Genomic DNA, 23,436 nt, shown 5'->3' with positions numbered 1-23,436 from the left:
GCAGTCACCCTTTTATAATTTTTCTGTGGCTGCACTATCTAGCGCATCACTTTTTTTAACGTCTGGAACACCCGCAACTTTTACTGCCATACCCTTTTGTGGGTACTCAGGTAAAGTAACAACAAGTTGATCATCCGCTTCTAATCCATCGCTGATATAAAAGTATTCACCCTCTTCGCGAATTACTTTCACTGTACGTGACTCTAATTGCTGCTCTTCATTTACAATCCATACAGTTTGATTATTAACCAGCTCTTGCGGTAAACGATAAATATTCTGCAACATCGTCCCTGCAAAATTTACTTGTACATAACTGCCAAATTTAATTGCTGGTTGTTTATTTGTAAGGCCATATGGGTCATCAATACGCACCACTAAACTACTCATACGCGTTGCGTTATCAATCACACCAAGATCTCGATCTATTACTGCTTGGCGAGTAAAACCATGTAAACCTGTTTTAATCACTGTTGCTGTAATACCTTTTACGCGCTCAGGTAAAAATACATTATCAAAACCAGCGATAGGAATGATGATTTCTGCTTGTTCGATATTATTTAATTCTCCAATTTGAGAACCCATATTAATATATTGACCAACACCAATATCACGGCTAACAATAAGTGCGTCATAAGGGGCTGTTACATCACAATTATCTAAATCACGTTCCGCTCGCTTTAAACGAGCTTGAGCTGATTTAACAGATGCTTGGGCACTTAATACTTGTGGTTCACGTAAAAATAATGCGGTACGCACTTTACCAGGGAAACGCTTTGCTTCATCGCCAGCAACCTGAGCTTGCGCCTGCTCTTCAATTAGTTTCGATTGCGCTTGGGCCAGCTCTGCTTCAGCCTGTAATAAGGCTGCTTCGTAGTTATCTTTTTCGATACTAAACAATGTTTCACCGCGGGCAACTATGCCACCTGCAACAAAGTTTGGATGCCAACTCACCACTTCACCCGACACTTGTGCAGAAAGGCGTGTGCTTTCAAGTGGCTTAACTTCGCCATAGCTATTAATAACCACTTGGTGATTGTTAGCCGAGACAGGCTCAACTTTTACAGTGGGTCGTGTATCTACGATTTCTTTCTTATCTGGCTCTTGTGCGATTGCATTTATTCCCACAAAGCCGACAATACCTATGCCTAGTGCGACAAAAGGAAGTATCCATTTCAATATACCTGTACGCATTATTATTATTCCCCTTAAAATTTCACTGACAGTATAATAACAGAGCTAAATGAAACATTAACGTGACATTTGTAAGCAACTGTTACAATTTATGTACCAAAACAGGAACGCTTATATTTTACTCTGTTTATCTTTTAGAAATCATTTTTTGAACATTTTGTTACAATAAAATAAACATTAAAATCAACACATTACATTGAACGCAACAGCATTCATCGCGGTTCTCTTTTTTCATTAATTTTATTCGGTACTATTACCTAAATTTTTTACAAGCTGTAATGAAATATAAAAATGAAATTAACTACACTCACATTAGCACTGAGCTTAGCATTAGCAACCAGCGGCCACACATTAGCTGCCGATAAAAAAGATGACAAAAAAAGTAAAACTATTGCTGAATTAATTAAAAACAAAACTGAATTCGCTGGTATTTTTAGCTTATACCAAGACGAAAAAACTGGCGATCACTTAATGGTGATTAACGAGTCGCAACTTGATACGCCATTTGTGTATTTCGCACATACTGTTGATGGCGTGACTGATGCTGGACATTTTCGCGGCGCATACCGTGAAACCAAGCTAATTGAATTTAGAAAGTACTTTGACCGTATTGATATTATTAGTAAAACACCGCGCTACCAGTTTGATGAAAACAGCGCAATTGCAAAAGCAGCCGATGCCAATATCAGTGAAGCGGTACTCGCTAGTATTAAAATTGAAAAACAAGAAGAAGGCAAAATCGCTTTTAATGTAGATAAGCTTTTTCTAAGCGAAGCGCTACATAAAGTATCGCCATGGCCAAACCCAAACGACAAAAACGCTAAAAAACGTTTTAAAGTCGGCAAATTAAGTGATAAAAAATCGCGCATTATAAAACAACGCCCTTATGCTAATAACTTAGATGTTGTTGTAGATTATGTATTTGAAAATGCTAACCCAAGTGTTCGTGGCTCAAGCGCCGTTAGCGACCCTCGCAATGTATCTGTAAAAGTACAACATTCATTTGTAGCTTTACCTGACAATAACTATCAACCGCGTATTGATGATGCTCGCATTGGTTACTTTACTAACCAATTTGATCAAATGACTTCGCCAGATTGGGCACCGTATAAAGATGTGATAAAACGCTGGGATTTACAGAAAAAAGATCCAAGCGCCGCATTATCAGAGCCAGTAAAACCGATCACATGGTGGATTGAAAATACCACACCAGTTGAATGGCGTGACACCATTGCAAAGGCAACGCTTGCATGGAATACATCGTTTGAAAAAGCGGGAATTAAAAATGCCATCGTAGTAAAAATACAACCAGATGATGCTGATTGGGATGCGGGCGATATAAATTATAACGTACTACGTTGGACTTCATCACCTAAGCCTCCATTTGGTGGTTACGGCCCTGCACTTGCAAACCCGTTAACCGGCGAAATCCTCGGCTCAGACATCATGCTTGAGTTTGTGTTTATGAAAAACCGCTGGATTTACGACACGCTCTTTACTCAAGGCACTATGAACCACAGTAATGAACATGCAAATACCGGTGAACTAAACTGCTCTCTTGGTCATGAAATTCAACAAAATATGATGCTTGCAAATAGCCTATCAACAGGTGCCAGCATTGAAGATAAAGAAATTTTGCGCCAGGGTCTTACACAGTTAGTTTTACATGAAGTCGGCCACACACTGGGCCTTAACCACAACATGAAGTCATCTATATTGTGGAATGAAAAAGACGTACATGACAAAACAAAAACGCAAGGGATCGTGACGGGTTCTGTTATGGATTATGCCCCAGCTAATATCGCACCAATTGGCATGACACAAGGTGACATTTTCCAAACTAAGCCTGGTCCTTACGATGATTGGGCCATAGAATTTGGTTACAGCCAAGCTAAACCAGACAATACTGCTGAACAACAACGTCTAGAAGCCATCTTAGCCCGCTCAACAGAACACAAACTTGCCTTTGGTAATGATGCTGATGATATGCGTGCGCCAGGTCGCCATATTGACCCACGCGTTATGATTGGTGATATGTCGTCTAATCCTGCAGCATATGGCGCAGACAGAATGGCACTAATCAATAAGCTGTTTACTGAACTTAAAGATAAAGCCCGTATTGAAGGTGAATCGCATCAACAACTGCTAATCTCGGCAAACAGCTTGTTTGGTCAATACAGAACACAAGCTAATGTGATTTCTCGTCAAATTGGTGGTGTGTATGTAGAGCGTGCTGTAGTAGGTGGGAATGAGGCGGTTGCACCTTATACACCAGTGCCACTTGAACGCCAACAGCAAGCGATGCAAATTTTAGCTAAAAACGTATTTGCACCGGACGTGCTAACTAGCATGAAGCCACTTTATAGCTACATGCAACAGCAGCGTCGTGGTTTTAATCATTACGGTAAAAATGAAGATCCTAAACCGCATAAAATGATTTTAGGCATGCAAAAATCAGTGTTATCGCAGCTGCTACACCCTGCTGTAATGCAGCGTATTTCAGACACCGCACTTTATGGTAACCAATACAGCCTTAGTCAATTTATGGAAGAGTTATCAGCCAGCATTTTTGTCGATAGTAAACGAGCGAACTCAATCAGCCACAATTTACAAATTGAATATGTAAATCAGCTAATTGCTATTGCCGGACTGGGCAAGACAAGCAAGCACGATAACCTAGCTAAAACAGCCGCACTTTATCAACTAACCCAAATTGCTGATCTCAGCACTGCGTGGGGAGCAGATACGGCAACTAAAGCACATAAAAAGTATATAGACCGCTTAATTAGTAAAGCACTAGAAGCATAAGTCGTTAGACCGTACTTTTATTATATGATCGTCTTGATCAATATAATAAAGTACGGTCTTTTTATAACACCAAATTATTGATATTTATGCGTAAATTAACCTAACAACATTACTTTCACTTACGCGCCAGTAAATACTCGGTAATTAAATGACAGGAATAGTTATGACTGGTTTGTCTCGGTTCCCCCAAACTTGGTTGCAAAAAAATAAAATTCATTTTAGCCTCGCCCCCTTAGCACTCGCCTGCTCTATTAGCCTTTTTTCTCAACACACTAGCGCAATGGAAGTTGACGGCCAATTAAATGAAGTGCAGTGGCAAACAGCGCACACATTAGTATTAGATAAAACAATTAGACCTTTTAGTCTTGCGGCTGCGCCAGTTGCCTCTGAAGTGAAATACTTTACGAGTGAAGAAGGCATTCACGTTGCAGTCATTGCTCAGCAACCTAAAACACAGCAAACAGCCATGCGTACAGCCCGCGATAGCAATCTTGAAAGTGACTATATTGAACTCATCATTGATTTTGACAACAGTAAAAATACCGCTTATGGCTTTATTCTTGGCAACGGCGGCTCAATGCGTGATGGCATTTGGCAAAACAATAATAGCTTTAAAAGCGACTGGGACGGTACGTGGTTTGGTAAAACCACACAAACTGATAACAGCTGGACTGCTGAATATTTAATCCCTTGGTCAGTTGCCCCCATGGCACAAGCAAGCAGCGCACAACGTCAGCTTGGCCTTTTTGTCCGTCGTCACGACGTCAAATCTGACAGTAGCTACAGCCAAGTGCCTACATCTCGTGAGCAACCTGATTTTATCCGCGAGTTTGGTACTGTTAGCGTTGATAATTTTGCCAGTTCATCACTGGAAATATTCGGCTCCGCAATGTATCAACGAGATATGTTGAACAGCAAAAATAGCAGCAATCTGAGTCTTGATATATTTTGGCGACCAGATGCGAGCCAGCAATTAAGCGTGGCGCTAAACCCTGATTTTGGCCAAGTTGAATCTGATAACCTCGTCGTTAACTTTTCACCATTTGAAACATTCTTTGCCGAACGTCGCTCTTTCTTCACTGAAAACCAGTCACTGTTCGACTTGCAAGGTAATGCAGGGTTGCGATTAGTGCATACACGGCGCATTGGTGTTGATGGCGATATTGATGCTGCAGTAAAATACACCCGCAATGGTCAAAACATAGATTTTGGCGCCATGATGGTTATCGAAGACGATACTCACAGCGGTTTAGACGCAAGTCGTTTTGCTACAGCCAGAGGTCAATATAAGTTCACAAAAGCACAAGTTGGTTATTTAGCCACTTACGCAGATAGAGCCAGCGAAGGGCGAGAAGCGCAAGTACATACTATTGATTTTAGAACAGATGTCAGTGACAGCATACAAATACAGGGTCAGTTCAGCGGCAGTTTTATTGATAATAAACACACACAAGAGCCTGACACACAAGGCCAAGGCGCATGGTTTAATGTGGTGCATAAATTTAATGATAACTGGCAGCAACGACTTAATTTAACGCGCTACACTGATGATTATGACGTTAACGATCTAGGCTTTTTATCGCGCAATGATTTACAGCGTATTTACTACTCTAATGAGCGTTATTTTACAGACTTTAGTGCCGATGATTCATTAAAGCAGCGCCGTGTTGAACTTGCTGCGCGAGTTGATTACAACAGCCAAGGCGATCATCTAAAAAGCTTTATATTTCTCAGCGGTAATGAAGAATACAAAGATACCTCATTTTTGTTTTGGCGCGCTGAATATATCACCTCAGGTAAAGATGACCGTACTAGTCGTGGCAATGGTATATTCAATACCGAGTCAGGTTACGAATTTTTTACTGAATATAACTTTGGTAATCAAAACAAGTTTCGCCACCATATTGGTTTAGGGTATGAAGACACTTTTTCTGACGGCCAAGCCACCAGCTTACATTACCATCCCAGTTATTACTTCACTGATAATTATCGTATATCGTGGAGCTTGTGGGCTGAACAGGAAAAAGACAGTTTACTGTGGATAGATAATCAACTGGCTCGCTATAACTTTAAAGAGCTTAATAACAGCATTGATTTTGATGCCACTATTGATGATAAACAAGAACTAAGAGTACGCTTTCAGTGGATCAGTGCCACAGGTACAGATGGCCAAGCACAGCGTATTAATAGTAACGGCGACTTATACGCTAGCAATGCGGTAGCCAATGACTTCTCGCGCTCTACCACTCGCCTGCAAATTCGCTATCGTTATGAACTGTCGCCACTATCAAATATATTTTTAGTCTACAGCCGAGGCGGACGTTCGGTGAATGACTTAAATCAGGCTAACTTGGAGTTATTTAGTGAAGGTTGGGGAGAGCGCACTGGCGATAATTTTGTCGCAAAAATCCGCTACCGCTTTTAAGCCTACTTAACTGACACTCTGATTACTCACCCCAAGCCTGTTAACTAAGCCTGGGGTGAGTAACGCGTATTCAAAACCGAACACAGCCGTGTTCGATATCGAACACACATCTACTAAAAAACACCACAAAAACAACCAAGCCATTGAAATATAAATAAATTTAATTTTGGCATCAAACTTTCATTAACTACAGTATCAACCAAGATGATGAGTAGATCATGAATATCAATATTGACCAAAAAACAAAACCGAACACATTAAAAGTTGTGCTAATTATTGCAGCGCTTGTGGCTGTCACATGTATCGGTTATTTCACTATTAAACCGACCACACCACAGCTTAGCGCTAACACGCTCAATGTAGTTACTGTACAGCAAGGCGATATTGATATTATGACGCCAGTGTATGGTCAATACGCATCGCGCTATGAGCGCCTGATCAGCGCACCAGCAACAGGGCAAGTGGGTGAGATTTATTTACGAGCAGGTGCTGATGTAGAAGCAACAACTATTATCGCGAAGTTAGTTAATCCTGATTTACAACAGCAATTGTTTGAATCACAGGCCAAACTTGAGCGTATGCATTCTGAATTTGCCTCATTTAAATTTCAAAAACAAAACGAGCAATTAACCTTCCAAGCCGAATTGGCTGATATTGATAGTCAGATACAAGGGGCTAAGTTAGATGTTGACGTAAACCAGCGCCTATCGGATCAAGGTATTGCTGCCAAAATTGATTTAGAGCGTGCCATTCTTAAACACAATCAACTTAAGAAACGCCTAGAATTTGCAAATTACCGCTTTGAAAAACAAAAAGAAATGCACAAGTTAGAACTTGAGCAACAGAAAATTCTATTAACACAGCAACAAAAACAAGTCGATTTAGTCAGCAACAAAGTTGCGGCATTAACTATCACCGCAGGGATTGCAGGCACCCTACAACGTTTAGATATTGAACTTGGAGAGCGGGTAAACCAAGGGCAAGCAATGGCGCGCGTTGGTTCAAAAACACAATTAATGGCAAGACTGAATATCCCACAACGTATTGCTGAGCGTATCCAACTTGGTGCTACGGTTGAATTAAAGCATCCCAATGGCACGCTAAAAGGCACAGTTAAACAGCTGGCATCTGTAGTCGAAAATGGCTTTATTGTAGCCGAAGTACATCTGAGCGAACCATTACCTTCAAACCTACGCCCAGCACAACCAGTCAATGCATTGGTATTCGTTGAGCGCAAAGAGAATGCATTATATGTGAGCCAGCAACCCGGTTTAAAACCACTTGGCGCACAACGACTATACAAACAAATTCCCAACCAACCACAACTACAACAACAGCAAATCACCTTTGGCGAATTAACAGGCTCTGAGCTGTTAATTACCACCGGGGCTATTGCGGGTGAAAAAATTATCACAAATGATTTAAGCCAATGGCATACTTACACCCACTTGGCCCTAGACACTTCAAAACTTTAAGGAAAACCTCATGACAGCACTCGTAACAATTAACAATATCAATAAAGTGTACAGTAAAGGCCAAGTAAAAACACATGCCCTACAAGATGTATCTTTAACTATCAATAAAGGTGAATTCATCGCTATCTCAGGGGCTTCAGGTTGTGGAAAGTCAACCTTGCTCAGTATTTTAGGCCTGCTAGATACGCCAACTGATGGCCATTATCAATTAGCCAATATTGATACACATAGCCTTAAAGTTGATCAACGCTCTAGCGTACGTAACAAGCATATTGGCTATGTATTTCAGTCATTCAATTTAATTGATAGCCTAACTGTATTTGAAAACGTGGCATTGCCATTGGAGCACCGCGGCACATCTAGCAAAGAAATAAAAACCGCAGTGGAGAAACAGCTAGCGGCGGTAAACATGAGTGCACGCTTAGATCATAAACCAAACCAGTTATCTGGCGGACAACAGCAGCGCGTTGCAATCGCTCGCGCATTAGTAGGCAACCCTGACTTACTGCTAGTAGATGAACCAACCGGTAACTTAGATAGCCAAAACGGCGATGCTGTAATGCAACTGTTACTTGATTTAAACAAGCAAGGTGCCACCGTTGTTATGGTGACGCATGATGAACGTTACAGCCAAATGGCACAGCGTCAAATCCGTTTATTTGATGGTAAAGTATTGGTTGAACATCAGGAGGCCGTTGCATGAGTTTTTATCTACGCGCATTACGTCACGGTGTTTTACGGCTATTTACATTGCCACGCTTGTCACTGCCAATTCTACTTACGTTAAGTTTAACGTTGGCAGCGGTGCTTGCTGTTGTCGCCATGAGTAGCCATCTTATTTTTAAACCTTTACCTGATATAAAAGACGAAAACAGCCTGTATGTCATTAACCGTACCATGGCGGTTTCACAAGACATGCGTGTTTCTATGTTTACTGCTAAGCGCTTGGCACTATTAGCTGAGCAATACAAAGGATACGGCCAGTTTGCTGCATACCAAGCTGACGAAAGTGCGGTAAAAGTGCATGAAACGAATTACCCAGTGTCACGTTTTGATGCCAGTAATAACTTTATGACCATGGTCGGAGGAACCCTGCTACTAGGTGAACAACCAAACAAAGTAAATACTCAAAACTCTGTGTGGATCTCTGAGAGTTTATGGCAAAGCGCATTTCAAAAAAACGTAAATGCAATAGGTCAAACATTACAAATAGACGCCACATCGGTGCAAATTCGCGGAGTGGTCAGTGACTTTTCATCGTTTAATTCCGATAACGATGAAAAATATACTCAACAAGTTTGGCGTTATTATGATTTAGCCGAAAAAGCAGCAATGCCTACACAAATGACGATAGATGGCAGCCTGCAGCCCCTATTTCGCCAAACCGAACGTGCATTTACGGCCGATGACATGGAGAGTTTTTGGCAGCAGTATTATCTTGACCAAGGTGAACAGCTTGGCCCTATGAAACAAATGTTTGAGAGCATGGCTCCAGAAAGCACGGCAACCTTATATCGCGATAACCTGATGGAAGATCAGCAAACCATGCTGTTGTTTTTATTAGCAACTGTGGTCATCTTACTCGTAATGGCAAGCCTCAACCTACTAAACCTATTTATTGCCCATTACCAACAACGCGAACAAGAATTTGCCACACAGTTATGTATGGGCGCATCACGCAACAAATTATTAGTAATGAGCTTTTTAGAAAACCTGAGCACCTTTTTACTCGCCGCAGTATTAGGTTTGTTAGGTGCCGCTTGGCTGATTAGGCTATTACCTATCATCAGCGGTGGTAATATCGCGATGCTTGAACTAGTGCAAATTGATGCAATAACTATTGCTGTTGCGGTTGCAATTGTGCTGACGATAAATTTATTTTTTGCATTTTTATCAACCCGTCAGTTTGATCAAACACAACTAATTAGCAACCTTAATAACGGTAATAAGGGTGTCAATGCAGGTAAAGTGACCCGTCTTAGTCAAGTGTTATTTATTGCACAGTTAAGCTCCGCTGCGGTTATTTTAACGGGCACCGCTATGCTGGCAAATACCGCCTACGATAAGCTAAATATTCACTTAGGTTTTGAGCCAGGAAATACACTAATAGCCAATGTACGTCTACAAAGTAACGATGATCCGATTTTAGACAGTGCTGAAATTGAGGAAAAAGTAGCGCAAGTCGCACAAGATCCTGAGGCCGCAGAGCAAAAAACTAAGCAACGCTATCAGGGGGCGCTCGAAATAAAAAATCAACTTGAGCAAGCAATCCTCCAAGTGCAGCCAAATATCACCCCACTACAAAGCCAAGGCGAACCCTTTAGTTTTAATACCGTCATAAATATGACTGAGGATGAGCAAACACAAGAGCGCTTTACCTATATGACGATTAATATTGCGTCTGATTATTTACAGACCTATAAGCTCAATTTGCTAGCAGGGCAGAATATGACTCAAACGCAGTATCTAAATTTAGAGCCTGTGGCATTGATCAACGAAACCTTTGCCAAGCAATTGTCCACAGATGGCACGATTGAATCGGTAATAGGTAAAAAAGTTTCTAATCGTCAAGTTATTGGAGTAATCGCAGACAATTACACCATGATGGCAAAAGATCAGGGCTATCCAACTATGCTTTACAGTTATTCGCACGATAATGCTAATTTTGGGATCAATATTGCTATGCAGCTACCACCAGGGCAGAGCTTTGACAAACATGCCATTATGCAAGCGATTCAATATGCTCACCCACAAGTGATTGAAGTAGATGCACGCACACTTGATGAGCGCTGGGCAGAACAAACAATGCCGCAGCGCGTACAGTTTTATTTTATCAGTGCGTTATCTCTATTAACTTTGCTACTTGCAGCCGTAGGTAGTAATGGTATGGCGATGAGCTTTACAGAATTAAAACGCTTTGAACTTGCAATACGCATGGCAACCGGCGCAAGCCGTATTAACCTAATGAAGCGAACATTAAAAAGCTTTAATGGCTTACTACTGAGTGCGCTAGCTATTGCTATTACCCTCGCCTGCGGTCTTTATTTAGCGCTACAAAAAGCAATTCCTATGTTGCCAGCATTTTCTTGGCAAGCACTAACAATATTCACTAGTTTATTGATTGCTATCGTCTTTATTGCCATTGTTTTGGTAGTATGGCGTATTATTAATGCTGACCCTATGCGCGCGCTTAGGGAGCAGTAAACTTTTAAGGAGATGGCAGCATACGCTGCCATTACAACCACAATGACCCCACACACTATTTTAGTTGTTGATGACGACGATGACATTCGCTTTGCCCTATCACTACTTTTAGAGCAGGCAGGCTATCGTGTGGTTGAAGCTGATGGACCAAGCCAATGCATGCAATTGCTCTGTCGGTTAACGCCTGCGCTGGTGTTACTGGACATGAACTTCACCCGTGATACTACTTCAGGAAAGGAAGGTCTTGCACTACTAGAGCAAATCACGCCATTGGATATTCCCGTTATGCTAATGACTGCATGGGCAAATATTGAACTTGCAGTAACCGGGTTACAAACTGGCGCTAAAGATTTTATTGAAAAACCATGGCGAAAAGAAAAATTACTCAGCCAAATAGCTAATCACATTAAGCCTATTACTACGCAGCCGACACAAAGTGATTGGATAGCATACTCCAGCGCGATGCAATCGCTCAATACCCTAATAACACAGCTTGCACCAACCGATGCTAACTTATTAATTTTAGGAGAAAACGGCACGGGTAAATCACAACTAGCCAAGCGTATCCACCAATTAAGCGCACGCAGTGAAGCCCCCTTTGTGAGCCTAAATATGGGTGCTGTTGCAGAGTCTTTATTTGAAAGTGAGCTATTCGGTCATCATAAAGGCGCGTTTACCGACGCTAAGCAAGACCGCACTGGTGCGTTTAGCCGCGCCAAAAATGGCACCTTATTTATGGATGAAATAGGCACTTTACCGTTTCATTTACAGCCTAAATTATTGCAAGTACTCGAAACCGGTGAATTTACACCGCTGGGCGCAAACAACAGTGAGCAGGTTAACGTACGCCTAATTGCAGCAACCAATCAAGACTTAGCCAGCGCGATTACAAACGGGCAATTTCGCCAAGATTTATATTATCGCTTAAACACCTTTGTGATCACGCTCCCAGCTCTGCGTGAACGAATAGACGATATATTGCCACTCGCCGCACATTTTATTAATCAGTTTGCTGGTAAATATAACAAGTCGCCTTGCACATTATCCCAAAGCGTTGAAGAGCTGCTATGCAACCATAGCTGGCCCGGTAATATTCGTGAGCTAAGCCATGTAATAGAACGCGCTATGTTGATTTGCACGCAGAGTGTCATCGAATTAGCCCATATAATGCTGGATAGCCAAACAAGTAAAAGCCAATTAATTCCACAACTCACACTTGAAGAGCTTGAAAAACAAAGAATCACTGACGTACTACAACAGCATAACCAACAAATAACTGCGGCGGCAAAAAGTTTAGGTATTTCACGTAATGCGCTGTACCGACGGATGGAAAAATACCAACTGGAGGGGTTTGATGAGTAACTTTAAAGTGAGCCATAAAGCCAAGGTAATTAGCACGTTCACTGGTATTTTTTGCGCTATTATTGTGCCAAGTACAGGCTGGATTTACCAATTCAGCCAAGACGTACTGCTAACTACCACTTTGGCTATTTGCCTTAGTTATCTGCTTATTATGTGTATCTACAGGCTATTTAACGCTTATTTTTCGCCTGTTGCTCAGCTGCAAGCCTACATTGATGCAAAACAGCAAGGGCAAAGTAACCTTAGCTTAGGTTACAAAGATCCAAGCTCACCATGGACGGCTCTCGGTGCACAAATTGAAACGCTATTTAACAAGCCTGCACCACAATCAACGCATTTGATCGACGGGCTATTTCAACACTGGCCCCACCCAGTAGCCCTATTTAACGAGCAAGAGCAGCTTATTTTCTTCAATCATCCGATGTATCAGCAACTTAAAACGCCGCTACTACGGGGTATGAGTATGGCTGAATGCGGTTTTACAGTTAAAGATAAACAATGTAGTCATGCTAAATTAAATCAAAATTGGCAAGTGCAACGTATTGCGCTCAATGATACAAAACAAACACTTATTACCGCCAGTTATATTGGTAATCAACTGCAAGATGCAAAACGTCAATCCCAAGCTGATTTAATTCGTATTTTATCGCATGAGTTAAATAACTCGCTGACCCCCATGGCATCTATGACAGATACACTACTAAGCACAGAAACACTAAATGAAAAACAAACAAGACAAGTATTAACGCGAGTAAAATCACGCAGTGAATCACTGCTGCAGTTTATAAAAGCCTACTCAGAATTAAGCCGCTTGCCTGCAGCAAAGCCACACTACTTTGATTTAAAAGCCTTAGCCACACTCAACGCAGCCGAGCAAAATATCCAACTTAATTTTGCGGGCGAGTCGCAATGCTTTGCTGATAAGCTACTTATTGAGCAACTGTTAATTAATGTATTTAAAAATACATTTGAGGCCACTCACAGTCCTGCATGTATAACCTTACGTTGCTTTCACCAAGCCGGTATACAAATACTGCAACTGACCGACAACGGCCCAGGCTTTGCTAATCTAGAGCACGCAATCCAGCCTTTATACACCACTAAAAAAACCGGCAACGGGCTTGGACTCGCGCTATGTAACGACATAATACAAAAGCACAACGGCCAGCTACAGTTAGCAAATACCGAACATGGCGCGCAAATCACCATTAAACTTCCACAAGGCAGCACCAAATAGCAGTTATAAATAGCAGTTATAAATAAATCGTGCCTTGCATATAGCGTACAGCCCGCCCTGTTAAAGTCACTGTATGATCACCTACATCACATTGCATATGTCCACCCCGGCTTGAAGCTTGATACGCGCTGAGTGACTTTTTACCTAATTGCTGCGCCCAGTAAGGCGCAAGACCCGTATGAATTGAGCCAGTTACAAAGTCTTCATCGCCACCACTTGCAGGCCAAAAATAACGTGAGATAAAATCATATTCTGAACTTTTAGCCGTCGCAACTACATCTAACGGATATAAGGTTTTGAGCAAACTAGAGTCTGTTTTAAGGTGAACGACATCTTCCTCATTTTCATAAATAACAAAGTAAGCCTGCTGATTTTTCAACACCTTAATTGGTTGTATAGACAAGCCATCAAACAACTCTGAAGGTATATTCTCAGCCTCACTCGGTGCTTGCTTCGGGAAGGTCATAGCAAAGCTAGCATCATCATTTTTATTGATAATTAGCTCACCTACCGCAGGTGCATGAAACGTTACTTGCTTTACATCATGCTGTTCACACAACACAAAAGCGGCGGCAAGTGTGGCATGGCCGCAAAAATCAATTTCCATTAATGGTGAAAACCAACGTATTGCAAAGCTTCCATCGGCTTGTTTGCACGTAAACGCGGTTTCAGACACATTATTCTCAGCGCCTATTTGTAGCATAAGCTCATCACTGAGCCACGCTTCAACATCGATTACCGCAGCATAGTTACCTTTAAATAATTCACTGGTGAATGCATCAATTTGATGAATCGTTAATTGCATCTGCTTTCCTAATTAATGAGGTATTTATAACTTAATGTTTAAACACGAAGAGGGCAAAATATCTTTAGGGACTGTGGTTTTATTCTCCCCTATCGCTTGCATACCAGTAACAGGTTTATCAAACCCACACAGCCAAGCAATCGGGCTTGTTGGGCTCCCCATCACAACCGCAGGACGAAATGTAAGTACCGTATTTTGTAAAGGCGCAGAAGCTTTGTTACCTAAGCTAATATGAATGGCGCCGCCATCTACGCTGATCCCAGTAACGCGATTACCAATTAAAAATTCACTCGCGGGTACGCCTGCCTGTTCATTATTTGCAGGAAATCGCCCTTGCTCTAAATAAAAAGCAGTGACGTCTTCGCGAATTGCAGCCGCCATTGCCAAGGGGTCAACCAATTCACTGCGTTGTAAGTATTTACTATATTGCGGCAATGCAATAGACGCCAAAATACCTATAATAGCCACAACGACCATTAACTCAATGAGTGTAAATCCTTTATGCCTCATACTATTTCTCCAATAATAAAAATAGGTTTGTACGCTTGTTGTAAAAACAAATAAATAACTAAAACCAAAATGGCGCTAAATAGGTAAATAAGTTTGTTGATCTGTTTTTTTGCTGCATCATTTAATAACCGTAATTTTTGCTCAACTAAATATGCAAACTCGTCGCCCAGAGCAAGGCCATGTAACTGGCAGCTTTGTAGGTGCATTATTTCAGGTAAGGTCGCCTTGTTTTTCGAGTCTTGCTCAAAAAAGCCAAAAATTGCCATCAGTATGGCGTATTGCTGCTTGATCTGCTTTGGTATGATGACACCAAACATCCCTGTAAATGGCTCTGTAGACGCTAAGTTGCAGGCATCGCGAAGTTTAAGAATAGTGATACACACAATGGTAAATAACATAGCCAACAACACAATAGCAACATACCAATACTGCGCGTATTGATTTAAAGAATGTGGCAAATTGATATTATGAGTGCCGAGTATTTCTATAAACGCGGGGATCACAAACACTTGATAAATAGCGCTAATAACAATGAAAATACCGAATAAAACCGCTAAATAGCCGAGTTTATTTTTATAATCAAATGAAGGCGATGTAATGATGCTCGGCAGCTTTGCATAGCACGTTGAAAGTTGTTTTTGCTGACTCGGATTTGGATTATCGACCAGCTGCTTAGCCAACTTTGTTGCAAGCTGGCTTTGCGGTTGACCCTGTTTATAAATATTTAAGTGCGTCGCGGAGCGTAATTGATTTTGCTCCGAGTCACTAATTTCATTTGCAGATGAATATATTCGGCATAAATAACCGAGCTGATCCCAATTCATTCTCTATCCTTGTTTCATTGAAGATAGGATAATTTGCCATACAATCAGCTGGTTTGGAATTAATTGTTGACTATTCAAACACATTTTAGATTATTGCAGGGCGCATTTTATAGTATTGAATACAGCCCAGTTGTGCGGCATTAGTAAGTAGTATCATCACAAATGTTAAGATATGCGAAGTGCTTGGTACAACCATCGCCAATTCTGCAAATAAACCACACACACCCGCTAAAAATTGCAGGCTAAAGTAACGCGCACTTAAGTTACTTATATCGCCACTGCGTAGTGTTTTATAAGTTTGTGGCATTACCCTTACCGAACTCATAATTAGCCCTACAAACGTTAACCACGTCAGCACTTTTGCAATCTCAAGCTCAGGGTTTAGTAAGAGTAAAAATGGTAAAAGTGAGAAGCCAAGCATCGCAGCTAATTGAATTCGCTCCTCTCGCTTTGCGTTATAGCGGGCAAAATAGTACAAAATCAAGCCGCTTAAACCACCAGTCACTACAAACGGTAACACCATGTAATACCGCTCAAAGTATAAATTAAAAGTAATAAAGTAGACACTTTGCGCAACACCAAATGTCATCATCAATAACGATAACCCTGACACACTGCGATTTTTACGTATTTTATTAAGTAACGGTAAAAAACTAAATACTAGAATAAATGATGATAATATCGGCAGATAATGCGCCAAAATAAACCTCGCTCGTTATTAATTGGTTAATAAGTTATCAGACTTTAAACAAAACAAATTAAAATTGTAAATCACTGTTTTTATTTGTTTTATGTAAGGCGCGGCATTGTAATGATCTTCCTCAAACAAGCAACCATTGAACAAAATAAACTCACTCGTCAACTGGCAAGTTACCATTACAGTTCCTGTTATCTCCCGCTGGTTTACTGCTGTAAATGTTAAAAAACAATAACAGCAATTGAAATAACATTGCGAATTGTTATCATGCGTCATTATTTATTGTTGTGATTACTGGGTTTATGAGAAAAACACTGTTTAAAGTTCATAGTTGGTTTGCTCTTTGTGCATTGATCCCACTGATTGTGATCAGCATTACTGGCAGCATATTAGTATTTAAAAGTGAAATAGACGGTTTGCTCATGCCTGACAGCCACTTTGTTGTGCCGTCGTCCTCTGAGCGAAAGCCAATCGATAGCTTAATTACCATTACCGAAAATGCATTCCCACGATTCGTGATCGGGAGCTGGGAAATATTTAGTGATGATACTGCTGATCGGGTTTATTTAGTTGAACGCGGAACGGGGATTTGGCATAAATTTCATTTAAATCAATATACAGGTGACATTCTCTCTCAACCGGTAGGCACTAGTCACTATTTCACTGATTGGTTTTTAGAACTACATTACACTTTTTTACTCAACGACATAAAAGCACTGCCAGGGCAAACGGGCACTGTTTTAGGATTTTTCTTCGCATTGTTTTTACTTGTACTAGGTATTACAGGGTTAATTATTTATCGTAAATTTTGGCAGCGTTTATTCTCAGTGCGCTGGCGTGCAACGTTACAAATAGTGCTGAGTGACATTCACAAAATGACAGGTGTGCTTGGCTCGCCGATTATTTTAATTTTAGCGATCACGGGGGGTTATTTTAACTGGGCTGTGTGGTATCACGAGGTGATTGAACATGCAGAAGAAGAACACTTTGTACTGACCAAAAACCTGCACAGCGATGCCATTAATTTTCAAGCTATTCTTGATGATAGTAAAAAGCAAATGCCAACGTTTAATACCACTTTTTTAGTTATGCCATTAGAGCCTGATGAAAATATTACCTTATTTGGTGAAGTTGATAGCAACAACCCATTAGCCAGTGAATACGCAAATACTGTTACTTACAACAAGTTAACCGGAAAACACATGGCTAACTGGGATATTCGCGAAGTAGCCGTAGGCTGGAAAGTTATTGATAGTTTTAGAAAATTACACTTTGGCTACTTTGCAGGGTTAATCAGTAAAATTCTATGGTGCGTGATTGGTTTAAGCCCTGTATGGCTTGCAGGTACTGGCTTTTACCTATGGTTTAGCCGCAGAAAACGTAAAAAACAATCGCAAAAAAACCGACAGCAAAAGCAACAACACCCATTAAACACATAACGAATAGATAAGCTGAAAGAGGCCTTTAAAAGCCTCTTTCACTATTAAAGAGAATAATAAAACCCTAACCAACCTCTAAGCTCATCTTCAAAGCTGTCACCTTCAACCCTGACTAAACCAAAATCAAAATTAAGATCACTTAGGCCCGCAGGGCCTAAGCCAAAATCGAAAGGGCCTTGCCACTTCAATCCATAGCTTTGTGCGTATACTTGGCTATCCACCTGGTGCTGTTTATAGTAAAGCCATGGCATTCCCTCTTCCAAGCTAATACCGCCGCCATACCCCTGATAACGTTGACCTACAGTGCTATAAAAGGGAAGCTCGGGTGAAAATACAATGTCACTGTGCGTTTTAGCTGAAATCAGCGATGAACTAAAGCCACCTATTACAAGGTGTGTATCATCACGATATTGCTGCTGATAACTAACGTACATTGGTACATCATAGGCTTGTCCAAACACCTTCGCAGCTAAATCATAACCTTGCCAACTCTTTGCTTGTGCTTTGCCAGTGTACCATCGGGCATTAACCTCCTGGCCAATAGCAAATACTTGCTGATCATAATGCCATGATTGCTTCACACCTGCTCGTAACCATTGGCTAGCATTATCTTTAAGGGATTTATCTGCATACTCATAATCGGTGTAGTTATATGCCAACTCCGGCTCTAGCTTAAATTCGCCAAAGCGTAGTGGCAGATTTGCAGACAGATAACCCCCAGTTGCAACATAATGCGCACTTAAGGCTGTTTGATACTGCTTTTCGGCATTAAGGTCATACGAAAATAACTCGGCATTAATTTTAACGGGGAGGGCACTGTATCGCACTTGCCCAAACGCCCCTTTAAGTGCAGAGTCATGTAGATCAATACTGTATCCTGCTTGCCAATCTAACTGCTTAAGTAAGTCACTGCCTTTTACACTTAGACTAAATAACGATGCTGACGCTGAGTTATATTGCTCCCCCAGTGCTAAAGTGGCTTTTTGTTGCCAAATATCATAATTAGTTTGCTCACCTATCGGCTGCATATAAACTTTAGCATCAGGCAAAGTATGCTCATCAACAACCAACTTTGGGGCTATACTATTTGGCGCAAAATCAGTGACCAGCTCTGCATTATCACCGACTCTTAGTTGCATCACATCGGGGCCATCGCTGCCAATAGAAAAATACAGCACTGAGTCATCCAGCATAGCAAGTGGGTTAGCAACAGCCTGCTGCCCTTGAGTTAATTTGTGTAAGCTTTCATCGGCTAAATTGTAGCGATAAATATCTGTAGCACCATTTAATCCAGCAACAAAAAGTACCGAAGTTCCATCACTGCTCCAACTCGGCTGAGAAAGATATTGATAACCTACGGGCATGGGCACCGCGACCGTTTTAGCACCATGCAAATCTTGTATATACAACTGCCAATTATGATTAAACTCGGTTTTTATAAACGCTAACTGCTGCTGATCTGGACTAAGGACTGGATAGTCATAAACAACTGCTAAATCTTTCTCAAATAATGCGTGACTTACACCTGTTTGGACATCAAATCGAACTAATTCAGAATAGCCACCACGCACTTGCTCTGCATAGAGTGTTTGGCCATTATCAGTAATACTAAAACGTCTAATACCTGCCAAGTTAGTCAGTTTCTCAATGTCACCGGTTTGCGTATTCCAGCTAAAAATATCTGCAACTCGGTTGTTAGCGCCCTCCTCCTCAGTACTAAAAGCGCCAAAATAAATTACCTCATCATTTAACCATTGTGGATTTTGAATACCCGCATGATTAATCTGGTTAAGAATGTGCTTTTGCTTACGCTTAAATACACTTGGCGCAGTATCTATAATATCGTTTGGATCGTCAGCTAATAGCGCTTGCTGCTGCTTATTAAACCTCTTTGATGCCTCTTCGTTATCTTGCGTGCTATAAACTTTAAGTTGAGTTTTACCATCACGGTCGCGTTCAACCACAGCTAACTGTTGATTGTTTGGTGATAATGCAGGGTTACTCGCGTATAAATCTAGTTCAAGCCACAGCTTACTTGTAAGCGCCTGTTCTTCTTGCTCTTTGCTCATAGCTTGAAAAGTATATTCAGCAACAAAACGTCGATAAAGTTTGCTCGGTGAATCACCAAAAACGCCCGTAAACGCCTCTTCAAATTCACGGTTTTTAACGCCTTGCATCCGCGTCCATACTGCATCGAGCGTTTGCTGCGAATAATTAATCTCGAGCCAATTCAAATAGCGCACACCCATTAAATACGCCATTGAGCCAGCCATAAAGCCACCTTCAGTGCTACTTAACTGTCCATAAGTTGGTAATGCGCCTTGCTGTGCAAACTCAATCAGGATTGCTTCGCTATAATTATCAAAGAGCCGCCCGCGCCCGGTCATTTTAGATTCAAGCAAAGTTGCATACCCTTCAGCTGCCCAACGCGGTATTTCGCTATGCGCGATATCATATACATCCCATATATCGCGCAATTCTTGGCGCCAATGACTTCGCGTTGGCTGCGCTAAATGAACTAAATGAATATATTCATGCAAAACAAGAAGCTGTTGCCAACCACTGCTATTTGAAATAACGGTATCTGACTGCGGGGGGGTGGTAAAAAGCGCCATCAATGGTTTATTAGATACTGGTAATGCAAAACCATTGGCGGCATTAAGAGGATCAAACACCACCACATCGACGGTTTCGTCAAGCGCCCGGTTTTGTTGTTTGAGTACTTTACTACGAACAATTTCGAGTTCATTGGCTGCTGAGCGAGCCCAATCAGCACTTTCGGGGCTAAAGTGAACATTAAAATGCTCAGTATGAATAGTTTGCCATTGCACAGCGGCCTGTGCGTTAGTAGCAACTAATAGCGCTGCGGCAAGTAAGGTCTTTTTCATCATGATCCCTGAATCTTTATATTGGCGTTATTATGGCCATAACCAAGATAAAAAGAGAGCATTAAAATGTAAGAAAGCGTGTGCTACTTTTACAACTAATCAAGCTCCAGCGGTCGCACTAAACTGACCAGCATACTGACGATAAAAATTGAGATAACAAACACAAATACGGTACGTAATACCCCTAATCCTGCGCTATACATGGCTAAAGTGATCAAGCCTCCAATAACGAACACGCCACAACGGGCACATAATTGTGATTTTTTACTCTCGCAACGCACATTACACATTAGTACCAGCACACAGCAAAAAGCAATTAAACAAAGCGTTAATGCCATCATAACCTCCAATGAATGAGATAAGGTGGCATTAAGTATAGTGAGAATTAAAAATAGATCAATGCAATTGATAACTATTTGCAATTGGATTTATTTAACTACATCCAACTGCGTTGATCTGATTCAGCTTGAAATAAAGTAAAGTCAATTATCTCATTTGCTACATCTGCCTTGAGGTATGGCATTGAAACAGTGCCTGCCGCAAGTTGTATATACATGCTTTTCAAGCCGCTTTTACGCATAAAATAAGTGCTTACACTATACGTACTTTGTGCTTTGTATAATTCAAACACACGGTATTGAACACCGATCATACCACTGCGAAATACACCGTAATAGCGACCTTTATATTGATAGAAATAGTAGCCATAACGCTTATAAGATAAATAAACTAACATGCTGAGTAGGGTAAAACTAAGCGCACTATAAAAGGGGTTTATTACTTCATTAAAGTAACCAAATATAGCAAAGATCAAACTCGGCAAAAATGCATATAAGAATAGATTTTTAATCAATAACGCCTTTTCGACTCCTTTAAAATTCAACGTTTTAAAATCAAATCCCTCGGTATTAATCCAAGGATGCACCCATTGGCAAGCTTGCTTTACCTGCTCCAGTGTTAGCACCGGCATGACTAAGCTTTGCTTACTCTTAGCGCCCGCAGTAAACCCACCGCTGGTTGCTTGCAAGCATTGCACTGTATAGCGCTTTAATAAACGTGCGACAAGGTTTTGTTTAATAAGCATAGATTGAACTTTATCAAGACTCACTGATAACTGGTGACGCTCTAATAGCCCAGATATACGCTTAAATTTTCCACCATGAAAGTACAGCTCATAATTATAAAAGCGGATCAACGACATTAACACCGACAGTAATACTGCGATTAGCACAATAAATACGAATAATGAAAAAACAGCGAGTGCAGCTGCATTTACCAGCATGCCTACTTCTTGTTGATAAAAAGACTCAAGACGGTTAATGACTGCTTTTTCTAAAAACTCAAATACAACATTCATAAAAGGCGCAAGCGCTGCCAGTGCTAAAATCGCCATGTTCGACATCAGACCAAACTTTGCGACTTCTTTATTGCTTAATGTAAGGCACTGGTGTGGTTCACTTGCATCTAAATCATCCGCCTCTGGCGCAGTGGCATCTGGTTGTTGCGTTTGTTTGTAAGCCAGTACACGCTCACGCATCTGCTCTGCATAATTAACGGTAACGCCAGGCAAAACGGCCTCTTGGCTGGTACTCCCTGCGGCATCAAAAATGCAATTAACTAAGCCTAGCGGTTTAAAATAAAATGGTTCAGCGATATTAACGTTTTGTACGCGCAAAAAATTAAGAGTCAGGCGCTCTTTTTTAAATACACCTTTGTTGAGTAAGATTTCGTGATCATCAGAAATGCAATATCGAAAATTTATATAATAAGCAAACGAATAAACGAGTAATCCTACAACAGCCACCGCTCCCGCTATTTGACCCCAAAACAATTTGTCCTGTACCTGTGTGACAAATACAATGCCAATAGGCAAAAGGTTAAATATACCGTCTTTTACAAAACGAAAAGCAAAGTGCAGCACAAAATAAACCAGCGCCCAAGGCGATACTCGCTGCCATTTTAGATTACCCATTTGACTGCTCATTACCAGTGTCGATAACTTTTTCAATCACTAAATCTTCACTTTCGGTCGCTTGCCTGTCTTCGGTGTATTTTTGGATAAACTGACGGATATCTTTACAATCATCATGGCTTAACCCGCTAATATTTAAATCAGCGCTCATGCCACCTGCACTGTATAAACGTAAACTCGCAAGCCCTAGCCTTAGCTCCAACGGGCCCCTGTGAATTTCTGTGTGCTGTATGCGAGAAAGCGGTAAAATTGTTACTTGCTGCCAAATAACCCCTTTTTGATAAGCAATATCATGAGTACGTACTGCCACGCCCCTCAATCGCACACTTATCACATTGTAAGCTAACGAGATCAGTAAAATAATCGGTAAGCCAATCAATAAAGGCGTTTGTGCAAAATTAGAAAAATCGTCATTAAACACACATACACCAGCCAATACAGCCATAACTGGTACATAAAAAAGCAACCAACTAAGTTGTGTATAAAGTAATGCTTTGTCTGCAAGGGGTTTAAAGTCAATAATATGGTGTTTTGGTAAAGTATCTAGCTGATGGTTTTCGAACACAGTGGTTAAATCCTTAAAAAGCCAACCCACATAG

General features: G+C 41.0%; 17 protein-coding genes. 8 read left to right on the top strand and 9 right to left on the bottom strand.

What is annotated here, in order from left to right:
* Positions 1-12: 12 nt before the first annotated feature.
* Positions 13-1,191, bottom strand: coding sequence for an efflux RND transporter periplasmic adaptor subunit (locus HJP15_RS06410; RefSeq protein ID WP_170173286.1), 1,179 nt, complete (start codon positions 1,189-1,191; stop codon positions 13-15).
* Positions 1,192-1,482: 291 nt separating this feature from the next.
* Between HJP15_RS06410 and HJP15_RS06405 the strand changes: the two genes are divergently transcribed.
* The 7 genes from HJP15_RS06405 (at position 1,483) to HJP15_RS06375 (ending at position 13,702) form a co-directional block, all read left to right on the top strand.
* The gene (locus HJP15_RS06405) at positions 1,483-3,999 is read left to right on the top strand and encodes a zinc-dependent metalloprotease (protein WP_170173285.1); all 2,517 of its coding nucleotides are present in this window, start codon (positions 1,483-1,485) and stop codon (positions 3,997-3,999) included.
* Positions 4,000-4,147: 148 nt separating this feature from the next.
* Positions 4,148-6,424, top strand: a complete 2,277-nt coding sequence (locus HJP15_RS06400) for a DUF5916 domain-containing protein (protein ID WP_170173284.1) — start codon at positions 4,148-4,150, stop codon at positions 6,422-6,424.
* A 218-nt stretch (positions 6,425-6,642) separates the two neighbouring features.
* Positions 6,643-7,899 carry an HlyD family secretion protein gene (locus tag HJP15_RS06395; protein WP_054205857.1) on the top strand — a complete coding sequence of 419 codons (1,257 nt, stop codon included), beginning with the start codon at positions 6,643-6,645 and terminating at the stop codon, positions 7,897-7,899.
* A 10-nt stretch (positions 7,900-7,909) separates the two neighbouring features.
* Positions 7,910-8,602, top strand: a complete 693-nt coding sequence (locus HJP15_RS06390) for an ABC transporter ATP-binding protein (protein WP_054205856.1) — start codon at positions 7,910-7,912, stop codon at positions 8,600-8,602.
* Entirely contained in the window at positions 8,599-11,103 is a 2,505-nt protein-coding gene (locus HJP15_RS06385; RefSeq protein WP_170173283.1) for an ABC transporter permease, read from the top strand. Before HJP15_RS06390 ends, HJP15_RS06385 begins: the two co-directional genes overlap by 4 nt.
* Before the next feature lie 12 nt (positions 11,104-11,115).
* Positions 11,116-12,465 carry a sigma-54-dependent transcriptional regulator gene (locus HJP15_RS06380; protein WP_249365804.1) on the top strand — a complete coding sequence of 450 codons (1,350 nt, stop codon included), beginning with the start codon at positions 11,116-11,118 and terminating at the stop codon, positions 12,463-12,465.
* Positions 12,458-13,702 carry a sensor histidine kinase gene (locus HJP15_RS06375; protein ID WP_170173282.1) on the top strand — a complete coding sequence of 415 codons (1,245 nt, stop codon included), beginning with the start codon at positions 12,458-12,460 and terminating at the stop codon, positions 13,700-13,702. Before HJP15_RS06380 ends, HJP15_RS06375 begins: the two co-directional genes overlap by 8 nt.
* Before the next feature lie 16 nt (positions 13,703-13,718).
* Here HJP15_RS06375 and HJP15_RS06370 read toward each other — a convergent pair whose 3' ends face one another.
* The 4 genes from HJP15_RS06370 to HJP15_RS06355 form a co-directional block, all read right to left on the bottom strand.
* Entirely contained in the window at positions 13,719-14,507 is a 789-nt protein-coding gene (locus HJP15_RS06370; RefSeq protein WP_054205853.1) for a PhzF family phenazine biosynthesis protein, read from the bottom strand.
* A gap of 24 nt (positions 14,508-14,531) precedes the next feature.
* A complete protein-coding gene (locus HJP15_RS06365) occupies positions 14,532-15,017 on the bottom strand; it encodes a pilin (RefSeq protein ID WP_054205852.1) in 486 nt (161 codons plus the stop codon).
* Positions 15,014-15,841 (bottom strand): hypothetical protein, encoded by an 828-nt coding sequence (locus HJP15_RS06360; protein ID WP_054454332.1) that lies wholly within the window; start codon positions 15,839-15,841, stop codon positions 15,014-15,016. Before HJP15_RS06360 ends, HJP15_RS06365 begins: the two co-directional genes overlap by 4 nt.
* Positions 15,842-15,926: 85 nt before the next feature.
* Positions 15,927-16,541 carry a PQ-loop domain-containing transporter gene (locus HJP15_RS06355; RefSeq protein ID WP_054205850.1) on the bottom strand — a complete coding sequence of 205 codons (615 nt, stop codon included), beginning with the start codon at positions 16,539-16,541 and terminating at the stop codon, positions 15,927-15,929.
* A 299-nt stretch (positions 16,542-16,840) separates the two neighbouring features.
* On the opposite strand from HJP15_RS06355, the gene HJP15_RS06350 reads away from it, so the two are divergent.
* Entirely contained in the window at positions 16,841-17,977 is a 1,137-nt protein-coding gene (locus HJP15_RS06350) for a PepSY-associated TM helix domain-containing protein (protein WP_054454328.1), read from the top strand.
* A gap of 44 nt (positions 17,978-18,021) precedes the next feature.
* On the opposite strand, the gene HJP15_RS06345 is transcribed toward HJP15_RS06350, so the two are convergent.
* From HJP15_RS06345 to HJP15_RS06330, 4 genes are all read right to left on the bottom strand, one after another.
* Complete coding sequence (locus HJP15_RS06345) at positions 18,022-20,865, bottom strand: TolB family protein (protein ID WP_170173352.1); 2,844 nt, start codon at positions 20,863-20,865, stop codon at positions 18,022-18,024.
* 95 nt (positions 20,866-20,960) lie between these two features.
* Positions 20,961-21,206 (bottom strand): hypothetical protein, encoded by a 246-nt coding sequence (locus tag HJP15_RS06340; protein ID WP_157601505.1) that lies wholly within the window; start codon positions 21,204-21,206, stop codon positions 20,961-20,963.
* A gap of 95 nt (positions 21,207-21,301) precedes the next feature.
* The gene (locus tag HJP15_RS06335; RefSeq protein WP_082355665.1) at positions 21,302-22,837 is read right to left on the bottom strand and encodes a PH domain-containing protein; all 1,536 of its coding nucleotides are present in this window, start codon (positions 22,835-22,837) and stop codon (positions 21,302-21,304) included.
* A complete protein-coding gene (locus tag HJP15_RS06330; protein ID WP_170173281.1) occupies positions 22,830-23,402 on the bottom strand; it encodes a PH domain-containing protein in 573 nt (190 codons plus the stop codon). The genes HJP15_RS06335 and HJP15_RS06330 overlap by 8 nt, the downstream gene beginning before the upstream one ends.
* Positions 23,403-23,436 lie beyond the last annotated feature (34 nt).

This window comes from Pseudoalteromonas sp. NEC-BIFX-2020_002 (assembly GCF_013002825.1).
Classification (GTDB): Bacteria; Pseudomonadota; Gammaproteobacteria; order Enterobacterales; family Alteromonadaceae; genus Pseudoalteromonas; species Pseudoalteromonas neustonica.
Note: the sequence above shows the minus strand (reverse complement) of the source record. Positions and strands in the feature narration are given on the sequence as shown.

Bases quoted from the DNA above. Each gene is read 5' to 3' on its own strand.
- HJP15_RS06410 (WP_170173286.1), bottom strand. From the start codon at position 1,191: ATGCGTACAGGTATATTGAAATGGATACTTCCTTTTGTCGCACTAGGC.
- HJP15_RS06405 (WP_170173285.1), top strand. From the start codon at position 1,483: ATGAAATTAACTACACTCACATTAGCACTGAGCTTAGCATTAGCAACC.
- HJP15_RS06400 (WP_170173284.1), top strand. From the start codon at position 4,148: ATGACAGGAATAGTTATGACTGGTTTGTCTCGGTTCCCCCAAACTTGG.
- HJP15_RS06395 (WP_054205857.1), top strand. From the start codon at position 6,643: ATGAATATCAATATTGACCAAAAAACAAAACCGAACACATTAAAAGTT.
- HJP15_RS06390 (WP_054205856.1), top strand. From the start codon at position 7,910: ATGACAGCACTCGTAACAATTAACAATATCAATAAAGTGTACAGTAAA.
- HJP15_RS06385 (WP_170173283.1), top strand. From the start codon at position 8,599: ATGAGTTTTTATCTACGCGCATTACGTCACGGTGTTTTACGGCTATTT.
- HJP15_RS06380 (WP_249365804.1), top strand. From the start codon at position 11,116: ATGGCAGCATACGCTGCCATTACAACCACAATGACCCCACACACTATT.
- HJP15_RS06375 (WP_170173282.1), top strand. From the start codon at position 12,458: ATGAGTAACTTTAAAGTGAGCCATAAAGCCAAGGTAATTAGCACGTTC.
- HJP15_RS06370 (WP_054205853.1), bottom strand. From the start codon at position 14,507: ATGCAATTAACGATTCATCAAATTGATGCATTCACCAGTGAATTATTT.
- HJP15_RS06365 (WP_054205852.1), bottom strand. From the start codon at position 15,017: ATGAGGCATAAAGGATTTACACTCATTGAGTTAATGGTCGTTGTGGCT.
- HJP15_RS06360 (WP_054454332.1), bottom strand. From the start codon at position 15,841: ATGAATTGGGATCAGCTCGGTTATTTATGCCGAATATATTCATCTGCA.
- HJP15_RS06350 (WP_054454328.1), top strand. From the start codon at position 16,841: ATGAGAAAAACACTGTTTAAAGTTCATAGTTGGTTTGCTCTTTGTGCA.
- HJP15_RS06345 (WP_170173352.1), bottom strand. From the start codon at position 20,865: ATGAAAAAGACCTTACTTGCCGCAGCGCTATTAGTTGCTACTAACGCA.
- HJP15_RS06340 (WP_157601505.1), bottom strand. From the start codon at position 21,206: ATGATGGCATTAACGCTTTGTTTAATTGCTTTTTGCTGTGTGCTGGTA.
- HJP15_RS06335 (WP_082355665.1), bottom strand. From the start codon at position 22,837: ATGGGTAATCTAAAATGGCAGCGAGTATCGCCTTGGGCGCTGGTTTAT.